General features: G+C 72.1%; 20 protein-coding genes. 8 read left to right on the forward strand and 12 right to left on the reverse strand.

Annotated features, from left to right (window positions below):
* Positions 1 to 94 precede the first annotated feature (94 nt).
* Together DEJ09_RS10730 and DEJ09_RS10735 are read right to left on the reverse strand one after the other, a co-directional pair.
* A complete protein-coding gene (locus DEJ09_RS10730; protein WP_111046243.1) occupies positions 95 to 700 on the reverse strand; it encodes a hypothetical protein in 606 nt (201 codons plus the stop codon).
* Between the two features lie 120 nt (positions 701 to 820).
* Positions 821 to 2,110, reverse strand: a complete 1,290-nt coding sequence (locus tag DEJ09_RS10735) for an MFS transporter (protein ID WP_111088554.1) — start codon at positions 2,108 to 2,110, stop codon at positions 821 to 823.
* Positions 2,111 to 2,158: 48 nt separating this feature from the next.
* Between DEJ09_RS10735 and DEJ09_RS10740 the strand changes: the two genes are divergently transcribed.
* Positions 2,159 to 3,070, forward strand: a complete 912-nt coding sequence (locus DEJ09_RS10740) for a LysR family transcriptional regulator (protein WP_181433338.1) — start codon at positions 2,159 to 2,161, stop codon at positions 3,068 to 3,070.
* Between the two features lie 133 nt (positions 3,071 to 3,203).
* On the opposite strand, the gene DEJ09_RS10745 is transcribed toward DEJ09_RS10740, so the two are convergent.
* The 6 genes from DEJ09_RS10745 to DEJ09_RS10770 all read right to left on the reverse strand — a co-directional run bounded on the left by DEJ09_RS10745 (position 3,204) and on the right by DEJ09_RS10770 (position 9,498).
* Positions 3,204 to 4,001 (reverse strand): hypothetical protein, encoded by a 798-nt coding sequence (locus DEJ09_RS10745; protein ID WP_146245706.1) that lies wholly within the window; start codon positions 3,999 to 4,001, stop codon positions 3,204 to 3,206.
* The gene (locus tag DEJ09_RS10750; protein WP_017886488.1) at positions 3,991 to 4,530 is read right to left on the reverse strand and encodes an RNA polymerase sigma factor; all 540 of its coding nucleotides are present in this window, start codon (positions 4,528 to 4,530) and stop codon (positions 3,991 to 3,993) included. The genes DEJ09_RS10745 and DEJ09_RS10750 overlap by 11 nt, the downstream gene beginning before the upstream one ends.
* A 136-nt stretch (positions 4,531 to 4,666) precedes the next feature.
* Positions 4,667 to 4,930: a hypothetical protein gene (locus tag DEJ09_RS10755; RefSeq protein ID WP_071404886.1), complete on the reverse strand. Its 264-nt coding sequence runs from the start codon at positions 4,928 to 4,930 to the stop codon at positions 4,667 to 4,669.
* Positions 4,927 to 5,586 carry a DUF308 domain-containing protein gene (locus tag DEJ09_RS10760; protein WP_111088560.1) on the reverse strand — a complete coding sequence of 220 codons (660 nt, stop codon included), beginning with the start codon at positions 5,584 to 5,586 and terminating at the stop codon, positions 4,927 to 4,929. Before DEJ09_RS10760 ends, DEJ09_RS10755 begins: the two co-directional genes overlap by 4 nt.
* A gap of 143 nt (positions 5,587 to 5,729) precedes the next feature.
* Positions 5,730 to 7,742: a DUF11 domain-containing protein gene (locus DEJ09_RS10765; protein ID WP_111088562.1), complete on the reverse strand. Its 2,013-nt coding sequence runs from the start codon at positions 7,740 to 7,742 to the stop codon at positions 5,730 to 5,732.
* 109 nt (positions 7,743 to 7,851) lie between these two features.
* On the reverse strand, positions 7,852 to 9,498 hold the full coding sequence (locus DEJ09_RS10770; protein WP_111088564.1) for a glycoside hydrolase family 13 protein: 1,647 nt from the start codon (positions 9,496 to 9,498) through the stop codon (positions 7,852 to 7,854).
* 106 nt (positions 9,499 to 9,604) lie between these two features.
* On the opposite strand from DEJ09_RS10770, the gene DEJ09_RS10775 reads away from it, so the two are divergent.
* From DEJ09_RS10775 to DEJ09_RS10795, 5 genes are all read left to right on the forward strand, one after another.
* The gene (locus DEJ09_RS10775) at positions 9,605 to 10,171 is read left to right on the forward strand and encodes an NADPH-dependent FMN reductase (protein WP_027464982.1); all 567 of its coding nucleotides are present in this window, start codon (positions 9,605 to 9,607) and stop codon (positions 10,169 to 10,171) included.
* A 174-nt stretch (positions 10,172 to 10,345) separates the two neighbouring features.
* Positions 10,346 to 10,858, forward strand: coding sequence for a MarR family winged helix-turn-helix transcriptional regulator (locus DEJ09_RS10780; protein ID WP_111024711.1), 513 nt, complete (start codon positions 10,346 to 10,348; stop codon positions 10,856 to 10,858).
* 113 nt (positions 10,859 to 10,971) lie between these two features.
* Positions 10,972 to 11,478, forward strand: a complete 507-nt coding sequence (locus DEJ09_RS10785; RefSeq protein WP_017886495.1) for a Dps family protein — start codon at positions 10,972 to 10,974, stop codon at positions 11,476 to 11,478.
* Positions 11,479 to 11,486: 8 nt separating this feature from the next.
* The gene (locus DEJ09_RS10790; RefSeq protein WP_071246288.1) at positions 11,487 to 12,287 is read left to right on the forward strand and encodes an SDR family NAD(P)-dependent oxidoreductase; all 801 of its coding nucleotides are present in this window, start codon (positions 11,487 to 11,489) and stop codon (positions 12,285 to 12,287) included.
* 31 nt (positions 12,288 to 12,318) lie between these two features.
* Positions 12,319 to 13,512: an NAD(P)/FAD-dependent oxidoreductase gene (locus DEJ09_RS10795; protein WP_111030890.1), complete on the forward strand. Its 1,194-nt coding sequence runs from the start codon at positions 12,319 to 12,321 to the stop codon at positions 13,510 to 13,512.
* Between the two features lie 156 nt (positions 13,513 to 13,668).
* Here DEJ09_RS10795 and DEJ09_RS10800 read toward each other — a convergent pair whose 3' ends face one another.
* The 4 genes from DEJ09_RS10800 to DEJ09_RS10815 all read right to left on the reverse strand — a co-directional run bounded on the left by DEJ09_RS10800 (position 13,669) and on the right by DEJ09_RS10815 (position 17,892).
* On the reverse strand, positions 13,669 to 14,739 hold the full coding sequence (locus tag DEJ09_RS10800) for an alpha/beta fold hydrolase (protein WP_111088566.1): 1,071 nt from the start codon (positions 14,737 to 14,739) through the stop codon (positions 13,669 to 13,671).
* Between the two features lie 70 nt (positions 14,740 to 14,809).
* Positions 14,810 to 15,685: an SMP-30/gluconolactonase/LRE family protein gene (locus tag DEJ09_RS10805; RefSeq protein ID WP_111088568.1), complete on the reverse strand. Its 876-nt coding sequence runs from the start codon at positions 15,683 to 15,685 to the stop codon at positions 14,810 to 14,812.
* Positions 15,686 to 15,764: 79 nt separating this feature from the next.
* Entirely contained in the window at positions 15,765 to 16,598 is an 834-nt protein-coding gene (locus tag DEJ09_RS10810) for a DUF1206 domain-containing protein (protein WP_111088570.1), read from the reverse strand.
* A gap of 127 nt (positions 16,599 to 16,725) precedes the next feature.
* Positions 16,726 to 17,892, reverse strand: a complete 1,167-nt coding sequence (locus DEJ09_RS10815) for an RtcB family protein (protein WP_111088572.1) — start codon at positions 17,890 to 17,892, stop codon at positions 16,726 to 16,728.
* A 525-nt stretch (positions 17,893 to 18,417) separates the two neighbouring features.
* On the opposite strand from DEJ09_RS10815, the gene DEJ09_RS10820 reads away from it, so the two are divergent.
* Both DEJ09_RS10820 and DEJ09_RS10825 read left to right on the forward strand, forming a co-directional pair.
* Complete coding sequence (locus DEJ09_RS10820) at positions 18,418 to 20,238, forward strand: glycoside hydrolase family 15 protein (protein WP_111088575.1); 1,821 nt, start codon at positions 18,418 to 18,420, stop codon at positions 20,236 to 20,238.
* Between the two features lie 46 nt (positions 20,239 to 20,284).
* Positions 20,285 to 20,887, forward strand: coding sequence for a DUF1992 domain-containing protein (locus tag DEJ09_RS10825; RefSeq protein ID WP_111088577.1), 603 nt, complete (start codon positions 20,285 to 20,287; stop codon positions 20,885 to 20,887).
* Positions 20,888 to 21,322 lie beyond the last annotated feature (435 nt).

Consider the following 21,322-nt stretch of genomic DNA (forward strand, 5'->3'; position numbering starts at 1 on the left):
TGCGGGCGTCGGTCGGGGTCGCTCCGGCTTCGCGACGATCCACCAGGTGATCGACGCGTGGTCTGTCGCAGAACGGGTGTCCGCGGGTGCCGGGTCAGCAGTCGTCGGTGCGCGTGGGGTAGGCCGTGATCACCCGGTCGGTGGTGGCCGAGACGATCACCTTGACCCAGGGCTCGTCGTCGGGGCGCGAACCGTCGTCGAACCGGACGGGTGCGGCGTAGCAGACCTTGCCGTCGCCGGCGTCGAGCGGGAACCCGGGGCGCGGGTCCTCGAGCGCCGTCTGCACCGCGGTGAGCATGGCGTCGTCCCAGTCGCGCGAGCCGTGCCCGGTGACGACGTCCTGCCAGTCGGCGGTGTGCCGCACCCGGATGTGCTCGTACCCCTGGGCAGCGGTGCCGCACTGCAGGGTGACGCGGCCCAGGGCCTCGGTCTCGTACTGCGCGACGGCCGCCTGGGTCGTGGTGTCGCACCGGCCGAGCGCGGTGCTGCCGGGCATGTCCGGCCCGGTGCGGGTGATCGTGACGGTGCCGTCACCGGCGGCCGTCGGCGCGTCGCTCGGCGTCCGTGAGGCCGAGCCGGCACCGATGGTCGGGTCGTCCGCGCCCTGCCGTGCCGTCAGGAACAACCCGCCGGCGAGGAGACCGGCGGCCACCACGGCCGCGACGCCGGTGAGCACGGGACGGTTGCGGTTCCGGGGCACGCGCCCAGTATGCCGGGAGTTCGACCGCACGACGGAACCAGGCTCCGGACACGGCACCGCGCGATCGCGTGGTGCGGTGTCCGGAACCTGGTTCCGGACGGACGGGAGGCCCGCCACGCGTCAGGCGCGCGCGGCCAGCCGGGTGCCGGCGACGACGGCCAGGACGGCGACGAGCACCACGTACCCGATCAGGACGGGGAGCGTCGGGATGACCAGCAGCGCTGCCCCGACGGCCACGACCGGCACGGTGAGCCCGGCGTAGGCGATGAGGAACGTGGCGGCGAGCACGCCGCCCCGGCGCTCCGGGCCGACCAGTGCTGCGGCGCTGCCGATCGCGGCGCGGAACAGCAGGCCGACGCCGGCTCCCGCGACGACCCCGCCGCCGATGAACCCGGCGACCTGCAGCAGGACCGCGGCGACGGCGAGGACGACCAGGCCGACGACCAGGAGCACCATGCCGAGCCGGATCTGCGCACGCTGCGACAGTCTGGCGAAGAGGATCTGCGACAGCGCACTCGCGGCGAAGACCCCGAAGGTCGTGGCCCCGGCCGCCAGGCGGTCGGTGACGTGGAACGTGGTGCCGAGGAAGCTCGGCGCGACCGAGGTGAAGAGGCCCTGCACGGCGAGCGCGGCGAACGCGGCTGCGCCGGCGGCCCAGAACGCGGCACCCTGCCCCTCCGGCGCCTGCATGCGCTGCGGGCGGTAGGCCACGGGCTGCTCGGGACGGTCGACCGTCTCCGGTGCGGCCAGCACGAGCACGAACGCGACGGCCAGCGCGATCACGAACACCACGTACGGGACCATGAGCGGCTGCCCGACGAACTCGGCGAGCGCTCCGCCGACCAGGGCGCCGAGCGACAGCCCCCCGAGGTTCACGGCTCCGGCGGCGACGCTCGCGCCCTTCGCGGAGTCGCTCGACCCGGTGGCACGGACCCGGAGCTCACCGAGGTGCGCCGTCGCGGTCGCCGTCAGCGTCCCGACGCCGAGGCCGGTCACGAGCCGGGCGACGATGAGGCCGGTGACGTCGTTCCAGAGCAGGAACAGCACGGCGGCGACCAGCTCGAGCGCGATCGACACCAGGATGAGCGGGCGCCGCCCGTGCACGTCGCTGAGGTGTCCCGCCAGGTACAGCGACCCGACGACCCCGACCCCGTACGCCGCGAAGATCACCGTCGTGGTGAAGGTCGGGAAGCCGTCGCGGGCCTGGTAGATGACGTACAGGGGTGCGGGGACGGTCGCGAAGGCCATCACCGCGAGGAACGCGAAGGCGACGACCCAGAAGCCGAAACCGTGGCGCCGACGGGTGTGGACACGGCGTCCGCGCGGGGCGACGACACGGTCGCTCGCGGATGCGGGAGCGGCGGTGGTGGCGGGGACGGTGCCCGTCGGGGTGTCGGTGACGGTTGACATGCTCCGATGATCGCGCTCACGGTTCATCGAGTCCAACGGATGCGCTTGATGTGCACGATCGATCTGCTCGATACTCAGGCGATGGAGACCCGACTGCTCGACCAGTTCGTCACCGTCGCCGCCGAGGGCAGCGTCACCCGGGCGGCGGAACGGCTCTGGGCCGCGCAGTCCACGGTGTCCGCGGGCATCGCCTCGCTCGAGCGCAGCTTCGGGGTGCGGCTCTTCGATCGCACCGGCCGACAGCTCGTCCTGACCCCCGCCGGCGAGGACCTGCTCCCCCACGCCCGCGCGGTGCTCGAGTCCCTCGACCGGATGCGCGACCTGGCCACCGCCGACGACGCCGACCTGCGGGGCCGGGTGCGGCTCGGCATCTTCACGAGCATGGACATCGTCGACCTGACGGGCGTGCTGCAGCGGTTCCGGCGGCAGCACCCGCTCGTCGCCGTGGAGCTGATGACCTCGCCGTCGGGGACGACCGGCCTCGTGCAGGACCTGGTCGCCGGGCGGCTCGACATCGCCTACACGGGCCTGCCCACCGTGCCCGCCGGCGTCGTCGTGGAGCCGTTGCGGGAGATGCCGTTCCGGGTGTTCACCGCGGCGGACCACCCGCTCGCCGGCCGGTCGTCGGTGTCGCTCGCCGAACTCGCCGACGAACCGTTCGTCGACACGGCGCACGGGTTCGGCAACCGGATCATCCTCGACGGGGCACTCGAGCGGCTCGGCATCCGTCGGCGCATCGTCGCGGAGATGAACGACATGCCCGCCGTGATCCGGTTCGCCTCCGCCGGGCTCGGCGTCGGGGTCGTGCCGGACTCGGGGGTGCGGTACGACGGGGCGGTGCTCGACCTGGAGGACGAGGTCGACCCGCTCCGCATCGGCCTGGCGGTCCGGACGTCCCCGGAGCCGAGCCGCGCGGTCCGGACGCTGGCGCGCGACATCGTGGCGGCGCGGGTGGGGTGACGCTGGGCGCGCTCGGTGTGCTTCGTGAGCAGGAACGGTCGCGTCGCGGTGCGCGAGGCGACCGTTCCTGCTCACGATCTGACCACCGACGGACTGGAGGCACGGGTCGGGTCCGCCACGTGCCTCCGGGCCGTCAGTCCCCCCAGATCTCGCCGACCACGGCGTCCAGCAGCCCGTCGGTCGGGACGTTCGACTGGTCGATCTGCAACCAGGTGTCACCACGGACGTACATCGTCCGGGCCCAGTCCGTGCCGTACTGCGGGTCCTTCTTGGTCTGGCGACAGGTGCGAATGCCGTCTGCGTCGACGCAGGTCGGGGTCCACCCCTGGTAGAAGTCGTCCTCCGCGTGCTGGAGCTGCGCCGGCGTTCCGGTACCCGCTGTGATGGCGAGCCCTGAGATGTCCGCCCGCGGGTCCTTCCACAAGCAGTAGAGCTTCGTCGGTGCGGTCTCCGGGCCGATCTCCGGCTCAGATCCCGGAGCCCTCGTGTACTCCGGCGGGAGTCCCTCTTCCGGAGGTTCGACCCGGATGTACGGGGTGTCACCGAAGAAGCGGTCGTAGTCCTCGGCGGGGACGAGCGCGCGACAGTCCGTGGGGATGGTCGCCGCGGCGGGGGTCGGTGTCGACGTCGGGGTGGGCTTCGGGACGGGGGCACCCGTGATCGGGGCGGAGCTCGGCGTCGTGGAGGACGGCGCGGGCTCGGGCTGCTGGGTCTGGGTGGGAGCGGCGACCGGGTCGGCGTTCTGCTGCGACAGGGTCAGGGCGACGGCGCCGGTCGCGGTGCCGACGGCGAGCAGCGCGACGACACCGATGACGATCCCGGACCGGCCCCGACGACGCTTCGGGAGCGGGGTGGCACGTTCGAGGACGTTCTGCTTCATCGAGACGAGCATGCGCTGCAGGTCGTCTCCCTGCGGAGGCTCAGTGTTCATCGTGCATCACCACCTTCTTGAGTCGTCGACGGTTGCGGGACACCCGCTGGGTGACCGCGCCGACCGTGAGTCCGAGGAGTTCGGCGGCCTCGGCGTACGAGTGCCCCTCGAGCAGGCAGAGCTCGCAGATGCGGCGGTCGAGGTCCGGGAGCGCGGCGATCTCGGCGCGGACCCAGCGCAGGGTCTCGCGGGCCTCGTCGTGGTCGGCGGGCGAGGCGAGGTGCTCCGGCAGCTCGTCCGTGCGGCGCCGGGCCTGCTTGCGCCCGGTGTTGAAGGCGTGGTTGCGGCACACGACGAGCAGCCACGGCAGCACCGTGTCCGCCGGCAGCTCGAGGGTCGCGGCGCGCTGCCAGAGCGTCAGGAACGCGTCCTGCACGATCTCCTCGACGTCGGACCGGTCGTCGACGAGCGCCCACGCGTAGCGGGTGAGGGTGGCGGCGTACCGGTCGAACGCCCGGGCGAGCGCGCCGGTGTCCCCTTGTGCCATCGCACGGACGAGTCCTTCGTCCGTGTCGGTGCCGGTCGTCACGTCCACATCCCACCTCCTTCACTCAGAGGTGTCGGCAGGACCCGCGATCCTGACAGGACCGTGGCGGATTCGTGATCTCGGGCGTGTCCGCTCGGAGACGTCAGAGGGCGGTCACCGCTGCGGCAACCGCCTGCCGTCAGTGGAAGTCGTCGCCGTCGCCCTCGCCCGGCGTCTTGTGCCCGCCGAGCATGTCGTTGTCGTCCTGCTCGCTCGACGAGGCGAGCTGCAGCATCGCGAGCACGACGACGACCACGATGAACGCGACGCCGAGGAAGATCACGGCCAGCTGCAGTTCCCGCGTCGAGAACAGCACGACGAGCCCGGTGAACACCGCGATGATCGCGGAGATCCCGAGGAGCTCGACCGGGCGCAGACGGTCACGACGGCTGGGGGTGGTCATGCGTGTGGTGCTCCGTCCGGGGCGACGGCCGGCGTGGCCGTGCCCCACTTGTGCGAGAGGCCGGCGATCACGTGGAAGACGGCCGTGATGGCGAGGTACGCGCCGAGCAGGCCGACGAGCACGATCGAGGCGTCGAGGGTGCCGGTGACCTGCTCCACGCCACCGAGCTGCTGGGAGTAGTCCGGCGGCGTGACGAGGAAGGCGACCGCGAGCAGCAGCGTGAGGCCGCCGATCGTGGCCCAGTCGCGAGCGAAGGGCGAGCGTCGCCGGGCACGGAGCCCCTGCGACAGCTCGAGGGCCCCGGTCAGCACCGCGAACGCGACGATGACCGTGATGAAGGCCGGCAGCCCGAACCCGTTGCACGCGAACGCGGCGACGGCAGCGAGCAGGGTGATGACGGCCTGCAGCAGGGTCGTGCGACGCGATCGACCGTCGAGGGGCAGTCGGGAGATCCCGCCGAACAGGAGCACGAGGCCCTCGACCAGGGCGAAGCCGCCGAACAGCAGGAGACCGTAGCCCGCGGCGTGGTTGGTCGAGAAGGTGATCACCATCGCGACGACCGCTGCGGGGACCGCCCGGAGGATCGGGATCGGCCAGTACCGCGCGCGCTGGGTCGCGTCTTCCACGGTGGTGGCGTCGTCCACGGTGTCGGACACGAGACCTCTTTCGGGCATGCGGATCGTGGATCCGATCCTACCGCCGGTGGGGTGGACGCCCGACCGGAGCGGACTCGACCCCCTGTGGACGTCCACACCCGTGCACCGGGACGACACCGCCTCCGGGTGCCGTCCCGGCGGTGTCAGGGCTGCTGCGGGTCGTCGGACGGCGCGTTCCGGCGAGCACGACGTCGGGCGAGCCACCAGCACACGGATCCGGCGGCGGCGGCCAGGGCGGCGAGCGCCGCGGCGAGGCCGAGCCCTTCGGCGCCGGTGTAGGCGAGAGCTCCGACGGGGGCAGCCGCCCGACGGTCGACTGCGGGGTCACCGGCTCCGCCGTCGTCGGCACCGGCGCCGTCACCGTCGTCGCCACCGGAACCGTCACCACCGGCGTCCCCGTCGTCCGGAGCCGGCCCGGTCGTCGGCACGGGGCCGCTCGTCGGCACGGGGCTCGGCGCGGGCCCCTCGTCGTCCGGGCCCACGACGATCGCGACGCCGGTGGACGGGTCGCCGCCGTCCGCGTCGGTCGGCGAGGTCGCCGTCGCCACGTTCACCACGTCGGAGCCGTCCCCCTGGTACGCGGGGTCGAGCTCGGCGCGGATCCGGAAGTCCAGGGTCTCGCCCACCTCGAGCGACACGTCGGAGCTGCAGGTCACCCGCTGCCCCTCGGCCGTGCACCCGTCCTCGGAGCCCACGAACCGCATGGCCTGGGGCAGGTCGTCGACCGCCCCGACCTGCTGCGCCACCGACGGCCCCCGGTTCCGGGCCGTCACGAGGTACTCGACCTCGTCACCGGGCCGCACGGTCGACGGCGACACCGACTTGTCCGTCTCGACGTCGGCGGCGATCACCGGTGCCGTTACGGTGGTGGTCGCCCGCGAGGCGTTGTCGGCCTCGTTCGTGTCGGACAACGAGGTCGGCGGGGCGATGGTCGCAACGCTCTCCAGCGCTCCGGACGTGCCCTCGGCCACCCGGCCCTCGATCGTGACGACGGCGGAACCCCCTCGGGGCAACGACAGGTCGGTCGCGACGTCACCGGTGCCCGACAGGGTCGCACAGGCGGAGCCGTCCGCGGCCGTGCAGGTCCAGGTGACGTCCTCGACGCCGTCGGGCACGTCGACCTGCAGCGGACTCGGGTCGGCGGCGTTCGGGCCGGGGTTCCGCGCCGTCACGGTGTAGCGGAGCGGTTCGCCCGCCGTCGCGGTCGCGGGCAGGTCGTGCTCGACGGACAGGTCCGCCGGCTTCCAGACCCGGAGCGCGTCGACCTCGTGCTTGTCGACGTGACTGCCGGTGGCCCCGGCGAACCCGAGGCGCAGCGTGCTCGGCAGCGCGGCCTGCCCGTCGCCGTGCAGCGGGACCGAGTCGAGCACGGTGCGCATGGTCGAGCCGACCTGCAGCCGGACGGAGACCGCGAGCCCGCCGTCGTCGTCGGGCAGCAGGGTGATCCGGACCGTCCGGGGCGTCGAACCGGCCGTCACGGTGCCACCAGGCGCCGCGGCACCGGCGACGTACCGGTAGCCCTCGGTCCCGTTGCCGGAGCCCCGGACCACCACGTGGTCGGGCTGTGCTCCGGGACCGGACCCGTTGATGCGTGACGAGAAGTTGCCGTAGTGGTCGATCGCGACGGCCGCGAAGCCCCCGGGGACGCCTGGCAGGTCGCACTCCCGGCCACCGCCCTCGGTCGCCTCCTTGCGGCAGGCGTACCCGAGACCGGCGCCGAAGGACCCGACGCCCTGCGCCGCAGCGCCGTCGGCCAGGTACAGCAGCAGGCCGTCGGCGCCGGGGTCGTCCTTCTCGGTGTGCATCGCGTACGTGAACTCGATCTCGAGCCCGGTGTCCGACGGGAACGTGTCGTTCGTCGACCACGCCCCCGCTTGGTTCCGGATGTCGTCGGTGAGCCGCAGTCGGCCGCCGGACACCGCGGCGTCACCGTGCAGGGCACCGCCGGACGCACTGGAGAACTGGTTGACGTACGGGAAGTCGAGGGCGGCCGCACTCGACCCGGACGGCAGGACCGCGGGTGCCGCGAGCACGCCGAGCGCGGTCAGGGTGGCGCACGCCGCGGCGAGACGGCGGACGACCCGCGAGCGGAACGACCGCCGGTCGAGGGAAGGCGCTGGGGCAGGAACTGGAGCTGATGCAGTGGGATCTGTCATGCCCCGATGCTCGCGACCGGGACGTCACCCCCGGGCGGCGGGGAGACGATCTGTGGAACGCCCCCACGGGCCTCCCGGCTGTGGAGGACGAACGACGCAAGCGGACCGCTCAGGCCAGCCACACCGTCGTCTCACCCGGCAGCAGCCCCGGTGCGACCCCGTCGAGCGGCCCGGACGCGACGACGACGGTCCCGGCCGGCAGGGGCACCGGCGCGGTGCCGAAGTTCGTCACCGAACGCCAGCCGTCGTGCCGCGCGAACGCCACGACCTCGGAGCCGGACTCCAGCCACGTCAGCGCCTCCCCCTGCTGCAGCCGACGGCGGGCGGCCAGCGCCCGGCGGTACAGCGACAGGGTCGACCCGGGATCGCCGTCCTCGGCCTCGACCGAGGACTCCCCGAAGTCCTGCGGCTGCGGCAGGTGCGGTGCGACGTCCCCGAAGCCGAACGACGGCCCGGAGCGCGTCCACGGGATCGGCACCCGACAGCCGTCCCGGCCCTTCACGGTGTGCCCGGTGCGGAGCCACTTCGGGTCCTGCAGCAGGTCGCGCGGGATCGCGGCGGCCTCGTGCAACCCGAGTTCCTCGCCCTGGTAGACGTACGACGACCCGGGCAGTGCCAGCATCAGCATCGTCGCCGCTCGGGCCCGACGGAGCCCCCGTGCACGGTCGAGCTCCGGCGTCGTGCCGTCCGTCATGAGCCAGGCGTCGGTGTCGGTGCCGTCCGGCAGGCCGTAACGGGTGGGGTGCCGCACGACGTCGTGGTTCGAGAGCACCCAGGTGCTCGAGGCACCGGACTGCTCCGAGGCGGCCAGGTTCCGCTCGATGATCCGACGGAACACATCGGGCTCGAACGGAGCCTCGAGCAGGTCGAAGTTGAAGGCCTGCCCGAGCTCCGTCGGCCGGGCGTACAGGACGCGGCGGGGTGCCGGGGCCCAGGCCTCTGCGACCGCGGCACGGGGCGGGTTGTACTCGTCGAGCACCCGGCGCCAGGTGGCGAAGATCTCGTGCACCTCGTCGCGGTCGTACAGCGGGTCGGAGCCGTCGAGCGGCAGGTCCTGCTCGTTCGACGGCCGGTACGGGGTCGACAGGTCCTTCGCCAGACCGTGCGCGACGTCCACGCGGAACCCGTCGACACCGCGGTCGGACCAGAAGCGCAGCGTGTCCTCGAAGTCGGCGCGGACCTCGGGGTTCGACCAGTCCAGGTCGGGCTGCTCGGGGGCGAACAGGTGCAGGTACCACTGCCCGTCGGGCACTCGGGTCCACGCGCTGCCACCGAAGTTCGACACCCAGTCGCTCGGCGGCAGTTCCCCGGAGGCGCCCGAGCCCTCACGGAACACGTACCGCGCACGCTCGGCCGACCCCGGCGCGGACGCCAACGCGGCCCGGAACCACTCGTGCTGGTCCGAGGTGTGGTTCGGCACGATGTCGACGATGACCTTGAGGTCGTGCTCGTGGGCGGCCCGGACCAGGGCGTCCAGGTCGTCGAGGGACCCGAGCTTCGGGTCGACGGCGCGGTAGTCGGCGACGTCGTAACCACCGTCGGCGAGCGGCGACGGGAAGAACGGGGAGAGCCACAGGGCATCGACGCCCAGCGATGCCAGGTACGGCACCCGGCTCGTGATGCCCGCGACGTCACCGAGCCCGTCGCCGTCCGTGTCGGCGAAGCTGCGCGGGTAGACCTGGTAGACGACGGCATCGCGCCACCAGGTCGGGTCGGTGGTTCGTGGCGTGCTGGCCGGGGTCCGAAGCGTGGTCACGTCGCCACCGTACCCAGGGTGCTGGGAATAGCGCCCCCTACGATCGCATTGGTTGTCGCTGACACCTTTCCGTCCAGCAACAGCATCCCGCAACAGAAGGAGCTCCATGACGAACGTCCTCGTCCTCGTCGGCAGCCTGCGCGCCGACTCCATCAACCGCAAGCTCGCCGAGGCCGCCGCGCACCACGCGCCGGAGGGCATCGAGCTGCACACCTTCGACGGCATCGTCGACCTGCCGTTCTACAACGAGGACATCGACGGCGACACCCCGCCCGCCGCTGCCGTCGCCTTCCGCGACGCCGTCGCCACCGCGGACGCCGTCCTGCTGATCACCCCCGAGTACAACGGCACCATCCCCGCCGTCCTGAAGAACGCGCTCGACTGGGGTTCGCGTCCGTTCGGCGCCTCGCCGCTGTCCGGCAAGCCCCTCGCCGTGATCGGCTCGGCGTTCGGCCAGTACGGCGGCGTCTGGGCCCACGACGACGCCCGCAAGGCCGCCGGCATCGCCGGCGCGAAGGTCCTGGAGGACGTCAAGGTCGCCATCCCGCAGTCGGTCGTCCGCTTCGCGGAGACCCACCCGCGTGAGGACGCCGAGGTCACGACGCTCGTGCAGGGCGCGCTCACCGCGCTCGCCGAGGCCGCAGCCGGCACGGACGAGCAGGCAGCCGCGTAACGCGACGAACCACCGGACAGGAGGCCCGTGGCGACCCCGCCACGGGCCTCCTGTCCGTCCGGTGCGGACGCAACGGTCGTTGCGAACGCATCGGACGGTGCGGACGCACCGGTCGTGGCGGAACCCGGGAGTCCGCTAGACGACCGAGATACGAGACGGGTTACCCTGAACGCCATGTCGACGCAGGAGATCACCGAGGCGTCCGGGTACTGGTTCCCGGACGACGACGCGACCCAACGCGGGGTCGCGGTGCTGAACGCCCTGCGCCGGTACCGATCCGCCGAGACGGCCATGCGCCGCCGGACCCGTGACTCGATGGGCATGGGCGAGACCGACCTGCTCGCCGTGCGCTTCCTGCTGCAGGCGCAGCGCTCCGGCACCGCCGTGAGCCCGAAGGACCTCGCCGCGTACCTCAAGATCTCGTCGGCCTCGACGACGATCCTCATCGACCGCCTGGTCAAGTCGAACCACGTCCGCCGCGACCCGCACCCCACCGACCGACGGGCCCTCGTCATCACGCCGACGACCGAGACCGACGACGAGGTCCGCGCCACGCTCGGCGTGATGCACCGCCGGATGATGTCGATCGCCGAGGGGCTCCCCGCGTCCGAGGCGCGGATCGTCGCCGGGTTCCTGGAGCAGATGCGCGACGCCGTCGACCAGGTCGACCCCGCGCCGTCGCACTGAGCAGCCCTGCACCGGACGACCTCGGGGGACGCTGCCTCCGAGCGCACTGAGAGCGCGCACTGCGGCACCGCGTAGACCGGAACGGTCACACCGACGCGAAAGGAGCCACAACCATGCACGCTTCGGACAAGATGGCCAAGAACCTCCAGGCGGTCCTCGTGGACCTCATCGACCTGCACCTGCAGGGCAAGCAGGCCCACTGGAACATCCTGGGCACCAACTTCCGCGACCTGCACCTGCAGCTCGACGAGATCGTCGACGCGGCTCGTGAGTTCGCCGACGACACCGCCGAGCGCATGCGCGCGCTGTACCTCGTGCCGGACGGCCGATCGGCGACCGTCTCCGCGGGCAGCCACCTCGACGCGTTCCCCTCGGGCGAGATCACCACGCACGACGCCATCGACCAGGTCACGCTCCGGCTGTACCAGGCGACGGGCACCATGCGCGACGTCCACGACGAGGTCGACGAGGAAGACCCGACGACCGCGGACCTGCTCCACGGCTTCATCGAGCGCCTCGAGCAGCTCGCGTGGATGGTCTCCGCCGAGAACCGCGCGCCCAGCACCCCGCTGGCCTCCGCCACCACGCCCGCCGTCGCCGACGCGTCGGCACACGCGTAGGGGCCCGGGTGGACCTCGGTATCCAGGGCAAGACCGCACTCGTCTTCGGCGGCGACTCCGGCATCGGCTGGAACACGGCGCGCATCCTCCTGGCAGAGGGTGCGACCGTGGTCGTCACCGACATCGACCAGAGCCGTCTGGACACCAGTGCGGACCAGCTCGAGGCACCGCTCGGCAAGCTGCACGCCTTCGCCGCCGACGTCCGGAGCGCCGAGAGCCTCGCCGCCCTGCACGACAAGGTGCGTGAAGCGGTCGGCGAGATCGACATCCTGGTGCAGTCCTCGGGCGTCACCGGCGCCCAGGGCATGTTCCACGAGATCGACGAGGCCGGCTGGGCGGAGACGATCGACATCGACCTGATGGGGCCGGTGCGGATCACCCGCGAGTTCATCGGCGACCTGCGCCAGGGCGGCTGGGGACGCATCGTCTACCTGGTGTCCGAGGACGCCTCGCAGCCGTACGACGACGAGCTGCCCTACTGCGCCGCCAAGGCCGGGGTGCTCTCGTTCGCGAAGGGCCTGTCGCGCTCCTACGCCTCCGAGGGCCTGCTGGTGAACACGGTCTCCCCCGCGTTCATCCACACGCCGATGACCGACGCGATGATGGACAAGCGGGCCAAGCAGCGCGGGACCTCGTTCGACGAGGCCATCGGCAGCTTCCTCGAAGAGGAGCGGCCGTACATGGAGCTCAAGCGCCGCGGCGAGCCGGAAGAGGTCGCGAACGTGGTGGCCTTCCTGTGCTCGGACCTGGCCAGCTTCGTGAACGGCGCCAACTACCGGGTCGACTCCGGCTCGGTCGCCACGATCTGATCGTGGCACCACAGCACCGCCAGGAGGCGTCATGACCGACTTCCGCTACCTCATCGTCGGCGGCGGGATGGTCGCCGACGCCGCTGCCCGTGGCATCCGCGAGCTCGACACCGACGGGTCGATCGGCATCCTCAGCGAGGACGTCGACCGGCCCTACGCCCGGCCCGCGCTCTCGAAGAAGCTCTGGACCGACCCGGACTTCAGCTGGGACGACAAGGTCGACCTGCACACCGAGGAGACCGGGGCGCAGTTCGTCCTGGGAACCGCGGTCACCGGGATCGACCGTGCCGCGAAGACCGTCACGACGGCCGACGGCGCGACCCACGGCTACGAGCGGCTCCTGCTCGCGACCGGCGGGAAGCCCCGCGGGCTGCCGGGGCTGTCCCCGTCGGCACGCGTGCTCGACTACCGCAGCGCGTCGGACTACCGCCGGCTGCGCGAACTCGCGGACGCCGGAGCGCACGTCGCCGTCGTCGGCGGCGGGTACATCGGCCAGGAGATCACGGCGGGCATCGTGCAGAACGGCGCACGTGTCACGCTGGTCGACCCGGACGAGGTCGTCGGCGGACGGATGTTCCCGGACGACCTGGCTCGGGCGTTCCAGCAGCGCTTCGTCGACCACGGCGTCGAGCTCCGCACCGGTCGTCGGGTGTCCGAGGGCACCGAGACGGCCGACGGCGTGCGACTGACGCTCGACGACGGCTCCGTGGTCGAGGCCGACGCGGTCGTCGCCGGACTCGGCATCGAACCCGCGACGCAGCTCGCCGCCGACGCCGGACTCACCGTCCGCGACGGCATCGTGGTGAGCTCGACGCTGCTCACCGACGACGACTCCGTGTTCGCCGCCGGTGACGTCGCCGAGTACCCGGACCGCATCCTCGGCACCCGCCGGGTGGAGCACGTCGACAACGCCCAGCAGCAGGGTCGGCAGGCAGGCCGCAACCTGGCCGACGCCGACGAGACCTACGACCACACGCCGATGTTCTACTCCGACGTCTTCGACATGGGGTACGAGGCCGTGGGGCAGGTCAGCTCCAAGCTCCGCACGGTCGAGGACTGGCAGGACCCCACCGTGACCGGCGTCGTCTACTACCTGGACGACGACGACACGGTCCGGGGCGTGCTGCTCTGGAACGTGTGGGACAAGACCGACGAGGCCCGCAAGGTGCTCGCCGAGGCGAACGCGCTGACGCCCGACATGCTGCCGGGCCGCATCACGCCCTGACCGCTCGCCCGTCGCGGTGGTCGCGACGCCCTGGAGGCCCGGTGCCGGTCCGGTGGACCGGCACCGGACCTCCAGGCGGTCACCCGCAGATCGCGACGCCCGCTGCTTCGACGGTGCTCGCTGCTTCGACGGTGCTGGCTGCTTCGACCGTGCTCGCTACTTCGACTCCGGCGCGACCTCGTCGACGACCGCCCGGCGGTCCGCCGGGTCGACCGGCAGGTCGTCGCCGTCCGCCATCGCGACGGCGTGTGCGGACTTGGCCGCCTCGAGCGTCTCGTCGTCGTTCCGGGCCATCCCGAACAGCTCGATGAACCGCGACTTGACCAGCAACCAGGCGTCCCCCGGGCTGAGCCGCGCCAGGTCCGACGACGTCGAGCCGTCGCGCACCCGCTGCAGCGACGACACGCCCCGGTCGGGGATCCGGTGGTCGACGTGCGCCACGGCGAGCCGCGCGACCGCGTCGGCCTGTGCGTGCATGACCGAGTGTGCGCCGTCGACGACCTCGCGGAGGACCGCGTACGGGAACACCCGCGCCAGCCGACGGACCCAGTCCCGCGGCACCATCGCGTCGTGCTCACCGCGGACGATCAGGGTGCGGGCCTGCACGTGGGCGGCGCGCTCCTCGATCGGGAACGCGATCATCCGCGGCAGGACCTTCCGGAACCAGTGCCAGCCGCACAGTGCGTACGCCGTGATGCCGTGCCAGCGGACCGCGGCGGGCTCGTGCAGCGTCGACCGGAGGAACCGGAACGCCGACTGCCGCACCGTGCGTGCCGACGAGTCGACCACCGGGCTGATGAGCACGAGGTCGGAGATCCCCGGACGGCGGGCGGCGACCTCGGTGACGACCTGGGTGCCCATCGAGTGCCCGACCAGGACCGGGTCCTGGAGCCCGAGGTCGTCGATGACCCGCTCGACCGCGTCGGCGTAGCGCTCGATCGAGACCTTCCCGCGGAACCGCGGGACGCCGGCGAACCCCGGCAGGTCGAGCGCGTGCACCGGCCCGTTCTCGTTGAGGTGCGGGGCGAGCCGCTCGTAGTAGGTCGAGGCGATGCCGAGCCCCGCGACGAGCACGAAGGCCCGCTCGCCCGGCTCGCCGATCGAGCTCACCCGGACGTAGGTGCCGTCAACCGCGACCCGGTCCACCTGCACCGTGACGTCGGCGTCCTCGGCCTGGGCGAGCTCGCCATCCGGGTCCGGCCGGGGTGCCTGGCGTTCGTCGTCCACGTGGGTCTCCTCCGGTCGGGCGGTCGCCCAGGATACCCGGCCGCCGTCCGCGCGGGCGGCGACGACGTGCTCAGCCGCTGAAGGTGTTCGCGGGGAACCCGTGCACCGTCGTCGGCACCGCGAAGACCGCGCCGGACCGGGGCGCCTGCTCCAGGTCCTCCTCGGTGAGGTTCTCGCGGGCCGTCCCGACGAAGAGCGTCGACATGTCCGGGCCGCCGAACGCCACCGACGTCGGGTTGGCGACGGGGAGCTCCACCGTCTCCAGGTGCGAGCCGTCCGGCCCGTAGCGCTCGACGCGGGACCCGCCGTAGATCGCGCTCCAGAAGCAGCCCTCGTCGTCGCGGACCAGGCCGTCGTGCGCCTGACCGACGATGAACGGCTCGAGTTCGCCGAGCTCGCCGTCCGGGCCGTACGACCCGCGGAAGACCGTCGAGGCGCTGGTGTCGGTGACGTACATCGTGCTGCCGTCCTCCGACCACTCCATGCCGTTCGTCACGCCGAAGCCGCCGCGGAGCAACCGGGTCGTGCCGTCGGCCTCGATCGAGTAGAGCGCCGCGTCTGGCTCGCCGGTCGTCACGTTCATGCTGCCGACCAGGAACCGGCCGAACGGGTCGCACTTGCCCTCGTTGAACCGGTTGCCCGAGGTGCTGTGGGTGACGCGGGCGATCTCACGCTCCACGGATCCCTGCTCGTCCGACACCACGACGGTGTCGCCGAGGGCCGCGACGAACCCGCCGGAGGCCCGGGGCTGGAAGCTCGCCAACGGGGGCGGCAGCGGCACGCTCGAGCGCACGGTGCCGTCGGCCTCGGCGGTGTTGAGGGTGCCGAGGGTGATGTCGGCCCACCGGAGCAGCTGTGCGGACGGGTCCCAGACGATGCTCTCGGCGAGGACCGCTCGGGCGTCGGCGAAGACGGTCGCGGGGCCGGTCGTGACGTTCGTGCTCATCGACCCCGTCTACCGCGGGGGCGGTCCGTGCCCGTTCAGGCGTGCGTGCGGCGGCGGGTAGCGCGGCGGCGCTTGCGGGTCAGAGGCGGGCGAACCGCGCGCGGAAGAAGCTGTAGACGCCGAAGGCCAGGAACCCGATGCCGATCGCGACGAGGACGAACACCCCACCGGGCATGCTCCGCACCGCGTCGAACGCGGCGTCGAGGCCGGTGGCCTGGTCGGGGTCGCTCTGCAGCCCCGCGACGGCGATGAGCACGCCCACGATGACCACGGCGACGCCCTTGCCGACGTACCCGACGACGCCGAGCACGGTGACCACGCGGTCGAGCTGGCCCGACGGTCGCGTGATCTGCTTGCGGAACGACCGGCGGCAGCCGATCACCACGAGCCCGATGCCGACCGCGACCGCGATCGCCCCGGCCAGGACCAGCACGAACACCCCGCCGGGCGTCGCCAGGGTCTTCGCCGCGGCACTCTGCGACGAGCTGCTCGAGCTCGACCCGGCACCGAGCGCGTACGAGGCCGCCGAGTACGCGATCACGCCGTAGACCACGGCCTTCGCGACGTCCTTCAGCCGGGCGAGCCAGCCCCGGGTGGTGTCGGAACGGCCGCCGACGATCGCCTCGGCGACCAGGCGCACGGTGAGTGCGGCCGTGCCGACGGCGATCAGCCAGAGCAGGAACACCCCGCCGGGGACCGCGGCGATCTGCTGCAGCGCACCGGACTGGTCCGTCTCGCCGCCCGAGGACGCGTTGCCGATCCCGAGCAGGATCGCCAGGTACCCGATCAGCAGGTGGACGATGCCGCTGCCGACGAACCCGGCGCGTGCCGTGACCTCGAACCAGCGGCTGTCGGCCGCCCGCCGGACCTGTCGTCCGGTTTCCTTCGCTGCGTGCTCCGCCGTGTCGCTCATCACGGCCCAGCGTGCCCGACGCGTGCCGTCCTGTCCGGGGCGCGCCGGGCCGTGCGGTCCGCCACGTGGCGGACGGGAGGCCCGTGGCGGCGCCGCCACGGGCCTCCCATCCGTCGGTGGGCGCGTCTCAGTCACCCTTCACGTTGACGACCTGCCGCAGGGTGTGCCGGATCGACACGAGGTCCTCGGCGTCCGCCATGACCTGGTCGATCGGCTTGTAGGCCGCCGGGATCTCGTCGAGGAACGCGTCGGTGTCGCGGTACTCGATGCCGGCCATCGCCTCGCGCAGCTGCTCGTGGGTGAAGGTCCGCCGGGCAGCGCTCCGCGAGAACAGCCGACCCGCACCGTGCGGGGACGACTCGAGCGAGGGCTTGTTGCCGAGTCCCTCGACCACGTACGACGCGGTGCCCATCGACCCCGGGATCAGGCCGGGCTGACCGGCCTTCGCCTGGATCGCACCCTTGCGTGAGACCCACACGGACTTGCCCCAGTGCGTCTCACGCTGCGTGAAGTTGTGGTGGCAGTTGATCCGCTCGCGCTCGTCGACGGGCGTGCCGACGGCCTCGGACAGCTGCCGCACGACGCGGTCCATCATCTCCTCGCGGTTGAGCAGCGCGAAGTGCTGGGCCCACCGCAGCTCGGCGATGTACCGGTCGAACTCCGGCGTGCCCTCGACCAGGTAGGCCAGGTCGGGGTCCGCCAGCTGGATCCACCAGCGCTCCATGGCCTTCTTGGCGACCTTGATGTGCCGCTGCGCGATCTTGTTGCCGACGCCCCGCGACCCGGAGTGCAGGAAGAGCCAGACCCGGTCCTGCTCGTCGAGGGAGACCTCGATGAAGTGGTTGCCGGACCCGAGCGTGCCGAGCTGGTTCCGCCACCCGCCGTGCACGTCGTCGGGGTCGAACCCCGCGGTCTCGGCCATCGCCTCGAGCTCGGCGATCCGGGGAGCGGCGGTCGCCACGATCTTCCGGTTCGACGCACCGGCCGACAGCGGGATCGCGCGCTCGATCTGCTCGCGCAGCCCCTGCAGGTCGGCGGGCAGGTCGGTGGCGGTGAACTGCGTGCGGACCGCGATCATGCCGCAGCCGATGTCCACGCCGACGGCCGCCGGCATGATCGCGCCGAGGGTCGGGATGACGGACCCCACTGTGGCCCCGAGGCCGAGGTGTGCGTCGGGCATGAGGGCCAGGTGCGGGAACACGAACGGCATGCGCGCGGTCGTGCGGGCCTGCTGCTCGGTGTTGTCCTCGAGCATCGAGGCCCAGCTGAGCAATCGGTCGTTGATCTTCTTCATGGAGTCGTCTCGCTTTCGTGACGGTCGAGGTGACGGTCCGAGACGGTCGTACGCCGGGCCTCCTGGTCGTCGCCGGACGTAGCGGACGGAAGGAAGCGGTGCTGACGAACGCCCCGGGCCGGGTGGGCACGGGGCGTCGTGGGACGTCGCGTGCCTACGCGGGATAGCGGAGGGACCACTGCTGCTCGGGCAGCACGGCGGCCGCGGCGAGCTGGAGCTCGACGCGTTCCTCGTTGTGCTGCACGGTGCGCATGCGCGGTCCTTCCGGTGTGCCCGGGGCGGGCGGTCTGCCGATCGGCAGGAGCACGACGCTAGTGCGACACGCCCGGGATGCGCAAGTCGCGTGGGCGTGTCGGCTGGGCGCCGGGGGTTCGCCGACGGCTGTCCTGGGGTGTTCCGGCGGTGCGCCGGGGGTGCTCCGGCGGTTCGCCGGTGGTTCTCCACAGCCGGGAGGCCCGGCGTGCGTTCTCCACGAGGGGTACGTCCGCCTGATGGTCGCCACCGGGGCCGGGGCAGGCTGGACGCATGACCGAGCGCACGCGAGACACCCCCGACGCGACCGAGAACGAGGAACGGACGAACGGGTACGTCCCGCTCCGTTCGTACGGCGCGATCGGCGACGGGCGGACGGTCGCCCTCATCGCGCTCGACGGTCGGATCGACTGGCTGCCGATCCCGTCGATGGACTCGCCGCCGGTGTTCGCGAGCATCGTCGACGCCGAGCACGGCGGACACGTCGCCCTGCGGCCGGTGGACGACCAGGCGCAGGTGTCCCGCGCCTACCTGCCGGGGACGAACGTGCTCGTGACGACGTGGACGACCCCGTCCGGCACCGCCACCGTGACCGACGCCATGGTCACCGGTGTGGCCGGACGCCTGCCGTGGGCCGAGATCGGCCGCTGCGTGCAGGGGGTCGATGGTTCGGTCGAGATGGAGTGGGCGGTCGTGCCCGGCACGATCCTGAACACCGCCGAACCGCGCCGACTCGACACCGCGAACGGCACGGTCATCGGCGTCGACGGCGTGACCATCGCGATCGTGGAGCAGGGCTTCGAACCGGTGCACGACGACGGCCCCCGGTTCTCGGGGCGGTTCACGACGACCGAGGGCTCGAAGTCGATCCTGACCATCGTCGGCACCTACGACGAGCCGATCTTCCTGCCCGAGCCGGAGCGCACCCTCGAAGGGGTCGACCGCACGATCGAGAACTGGTCGACCTGGTCGAAGGAGTTCAGCTACGACGGCCCCTGGTCGGACGCCGTCCAGCGCAGCGCCCTCGCCCTGAAGCTCCTGATCTTCGCCCCCACCGGCGCCATCGCCGCAGCCCCGACGACGAGCCTGCCCGAGGACCGCACCGGCGGGAAGAACTGGGACTACCGGTTCGCCTGGGTGCGCGACCTGGCGTACACGGTGCACGCGCTCACCCGCTTCGGCCTGCGCGAGGAGACGCACGCCGCCGTGTCGTGGGTGATGCGCACGATCGCCGAGCATGACGAGACGATGCCGATCTTCTACGGACTCGACGGGTCGAAGAGCGACACCGTCGAGGAGCGCGACGTCCCGGGCTGGAACGGCATCGGGCCGGTCACGATCGGCAACCGCGCCGGTGACCAGCTGCAGCTCGGGGTCTGGGGCGACGTGTTCGAGATCATGCGCCAGTACGTCCGAGCCGGCAACGTGCTCGACCGCAAGACGGCCTCGGTGCTGCAGGACCTGGCCGACGACGCGTGCCACCGTTGGCCGGAAGCCGACTCGGGCATGTGGGAGCTGCAGGAGGCGCAGCACTACACGACGAGCAAGATCGGCTGCTGGCAGGCGCTCGACGCCGCGGTCGAGCTGCACGACGCGGGGATGATCGACGGCCCGCGCGAGAAGTGGATCGAGAACCGCGAGCTCATCGAGGACTGGGTCGCCGAGAACGGGTGGAACGAGGAGCTCGGCCGCTACGTCATGTACCCGGGCACCGACGCGCTCGACTGCTCGATCCTGCTGCACGCGATGTCGGCGTTCGACCGCGGACCGCGCATGGAGTCCACGATCCGTGCGATCGAGGAGCAGCTGCAGCACGGCCCCCTCGTGTACCGGTACTCCGGCATCCAGGACGAGGAATCGCCCTTCGTGGCGTGCTCGTTCTGGCTCGCTGCGGCCCTGGCCTGCGTCGGACGGGTCGACGACGCGAAGCAGCTGATGGACGACATGGTCGCGCAGGCGAACGACGTCGGCCTGTTCAGCGAGATGCTCAGCGCCGTCGACGGGGACTTCATGGGCAACATCCCCCAGGGGCTGTCGCACCTGGCGCTCATCCAGGCCGCGCTGACCATCGAAGAAGTCTCAGAGAAGTCCTGACCGGGCTGGACGAACCGTCGGGGGCACGGGGCATCATGGTCTGACGATGAACGACGTCGATGCACGGATGGACCGGCTCCGCAGGGCCGCGCGCTACCGCTACCAGCAGCTCGTCGACCAGGAGATCGAGCGGGGGTCGCTCGACCCCGACGAGGTGCGCTCGGAACGTGAGGAACGTCGGCTGCTCAAGGCCGCCGACGTCGCGGCGCACGCCCGTGCCCAGATCGCGGAGGCCGAGCGCCGCGGGGTCTTCGAGGGCAACCCGTACCACGGCAAGCCACTGCCGGGACTCGACGGGCAGCACGACCCGGACTGGTGGATCAAGTCGAAGATCGAGCGTGAGGACATCCGGGGCATCGCGCCGCCGGCCCTGGCGCTGCGGACCGAGGACGCCGAACTCGACGACGCACTCGACGCCCTGTCGCTCGAGACCGACGTGCGCGACGTCCTGGTGGACTTCAACGCGCGGGTGAAGGAGGCCCGACGGCAGCTGCTCGGCGGGCCGCCGGTGGTGACGCCGATGCGCGACGTCGAGGCCGAGGTGCTCGCCTGGCGGGAGCGCCGCGAGGTGCGCATGGCGTCGGCCGCGCAGGCTGCGGAGCAGGCGCGGCTCGAGGCGAAGCCGCGGCGGTGGTGGCGGCGCCGCTGAGCGGTGGCGCGGCGCGGTGCGGTGGGGTTCGGGCGCGATTTCGCGCTGAGCGACAGTCCACGCGAACGTGAGCGCGTGAGGTGTCGCCCAGCCCGTGACGACGGCGGCCGCCGGCCCGGCGTCCGCACATGACGGACGGGAGGCCCGGTGCCAGCTGGCACTGGGCCTCCCGTCCGTCTGTGCGTACGTTCTTTCCCATCGCGCGCGCGGTGGTTCGCAAGAACGGGCGTACCTGGTCGAAAGAACCCACCGGGTACGCCCGTTTCCGCCAGGTACACCCGGTACCGCTCGACGCACGTCGCACGACGCAAGTCGGCCCGGGCCGCGCTGCTGCGTGGTCCGGGCCGATTGTGGTGGTGCGGGGTGTTACTTGATCTGGGCGGTGATGGTGGCGGTGCCGACGAGGAGGCCGCGCTTGACGGCGTCGGTGCCGAA

Source organism: Curtobacterium sp. MCLR17_055 (assembly GCF_003234305.1).
Taxonomy (GTDB): Bacteria; Actinomycetota; Actinomycetes; order Actinomycetales; family Microbacteriaceae; genus Curtobacterium; species Curtobacterium flaccumfaciens.

Coding starts and splice junctions, on each gene's coding strand:
- DEJ09_RS10745 (WP_146245706.1), bottom strand. CDS start 4,001: ATGAACACTGAGCCTCCGCAGGGAGACGACCTGCAGCGCATGCTCGTC.
- DEJ09_RS10785 (WP_017886495.1), top strand. CDS start 10,972: ATGCACGCTTCGGACAAGATGGCCAAGAACCTCCAGGCGGTCCTCGTG.
- DEJ09_RS10815 (WP_111088572.1), bottom strand. CDS start 17,892: ATGAAGAAGATCAACGACCGATTGCTCAGCTGGGCCTCGATGCTCGAG.
- DEJ09_RS10740 (WP_181433338.1), top strand. CDS start 2,159: ATGTGCACGATCGATCTGCTCGATACTCAGGCGATGGAGACCCGACTG.
- DEJ09_RS10765 (WP_111088562.1), bottom strand. CDS start 7,742: ATGACAGATCCCACTGCATCAGCTCCAGTTCCTGCCCCAGCGCCTTCC.
- DEJ09_RS10775 (WP_027464982.1), top strand. CDS start 9,605: ATGACGAACGTCCTCGTCCTCGTCGGCAGCCTGCGCGCCGACTCCATC.
- DEJ09_RS10735 (WP_111088554.1), bottom strand. CDS start 2,110: ATGTCAACCGTCACCGACACCCCGACGGGCACCGTCCCCGCCACCACC.
- DEJ09_RS10805 (WP_111088568.1), bottom strand. CDS start 15,685: ATGAGCACGAACGTCACGACCGGCCCCGCGACCGTCTTCGCCGACGCC.
- DEJ09_RS10780 (WP_111024711.1), top strand. CDS start 10,346: ATGTCGACGCAGGAGATCACCGAGGCGTCCGGGTACTGGTTCCCGGAC.
- DEJ09_RS10795 (WP_111030890.1), top strand. CDS start 12,319: ATGACCGACTTCCGCTACCTCATCGTCGGCGGCGGGATGGTCGCCGAC.
- DEJ09_RS10810 (WP_111088570.1), bottom strand. CDS start 16,598: ATGAGCGACACGGCGGAGCACGCAGCGAAGGAAACCGGACGACAGGTC.
- DEJ09_RS10755 (WP_071404886.1), bottom strand. CDS start 4,930: ATGACCACCCCCAGCCGTCGTGACCGTCTGCGCCCGGTCGAGCTCCTC.
- DEJ09_RS10825 (WP_111088577.1), top strand. CDS start 20,285: ATGAACGACGTCGATGCACGGATGGACCGGCTCCGCAGGGCCGCGCGC.
- DEJ09_RS10820 (WP_111088575.1), top strand. CDS start 18,418: ATGACCGAGCGCACGCGAGACACCCCCGACGCGACCGAGAACGAGGAA.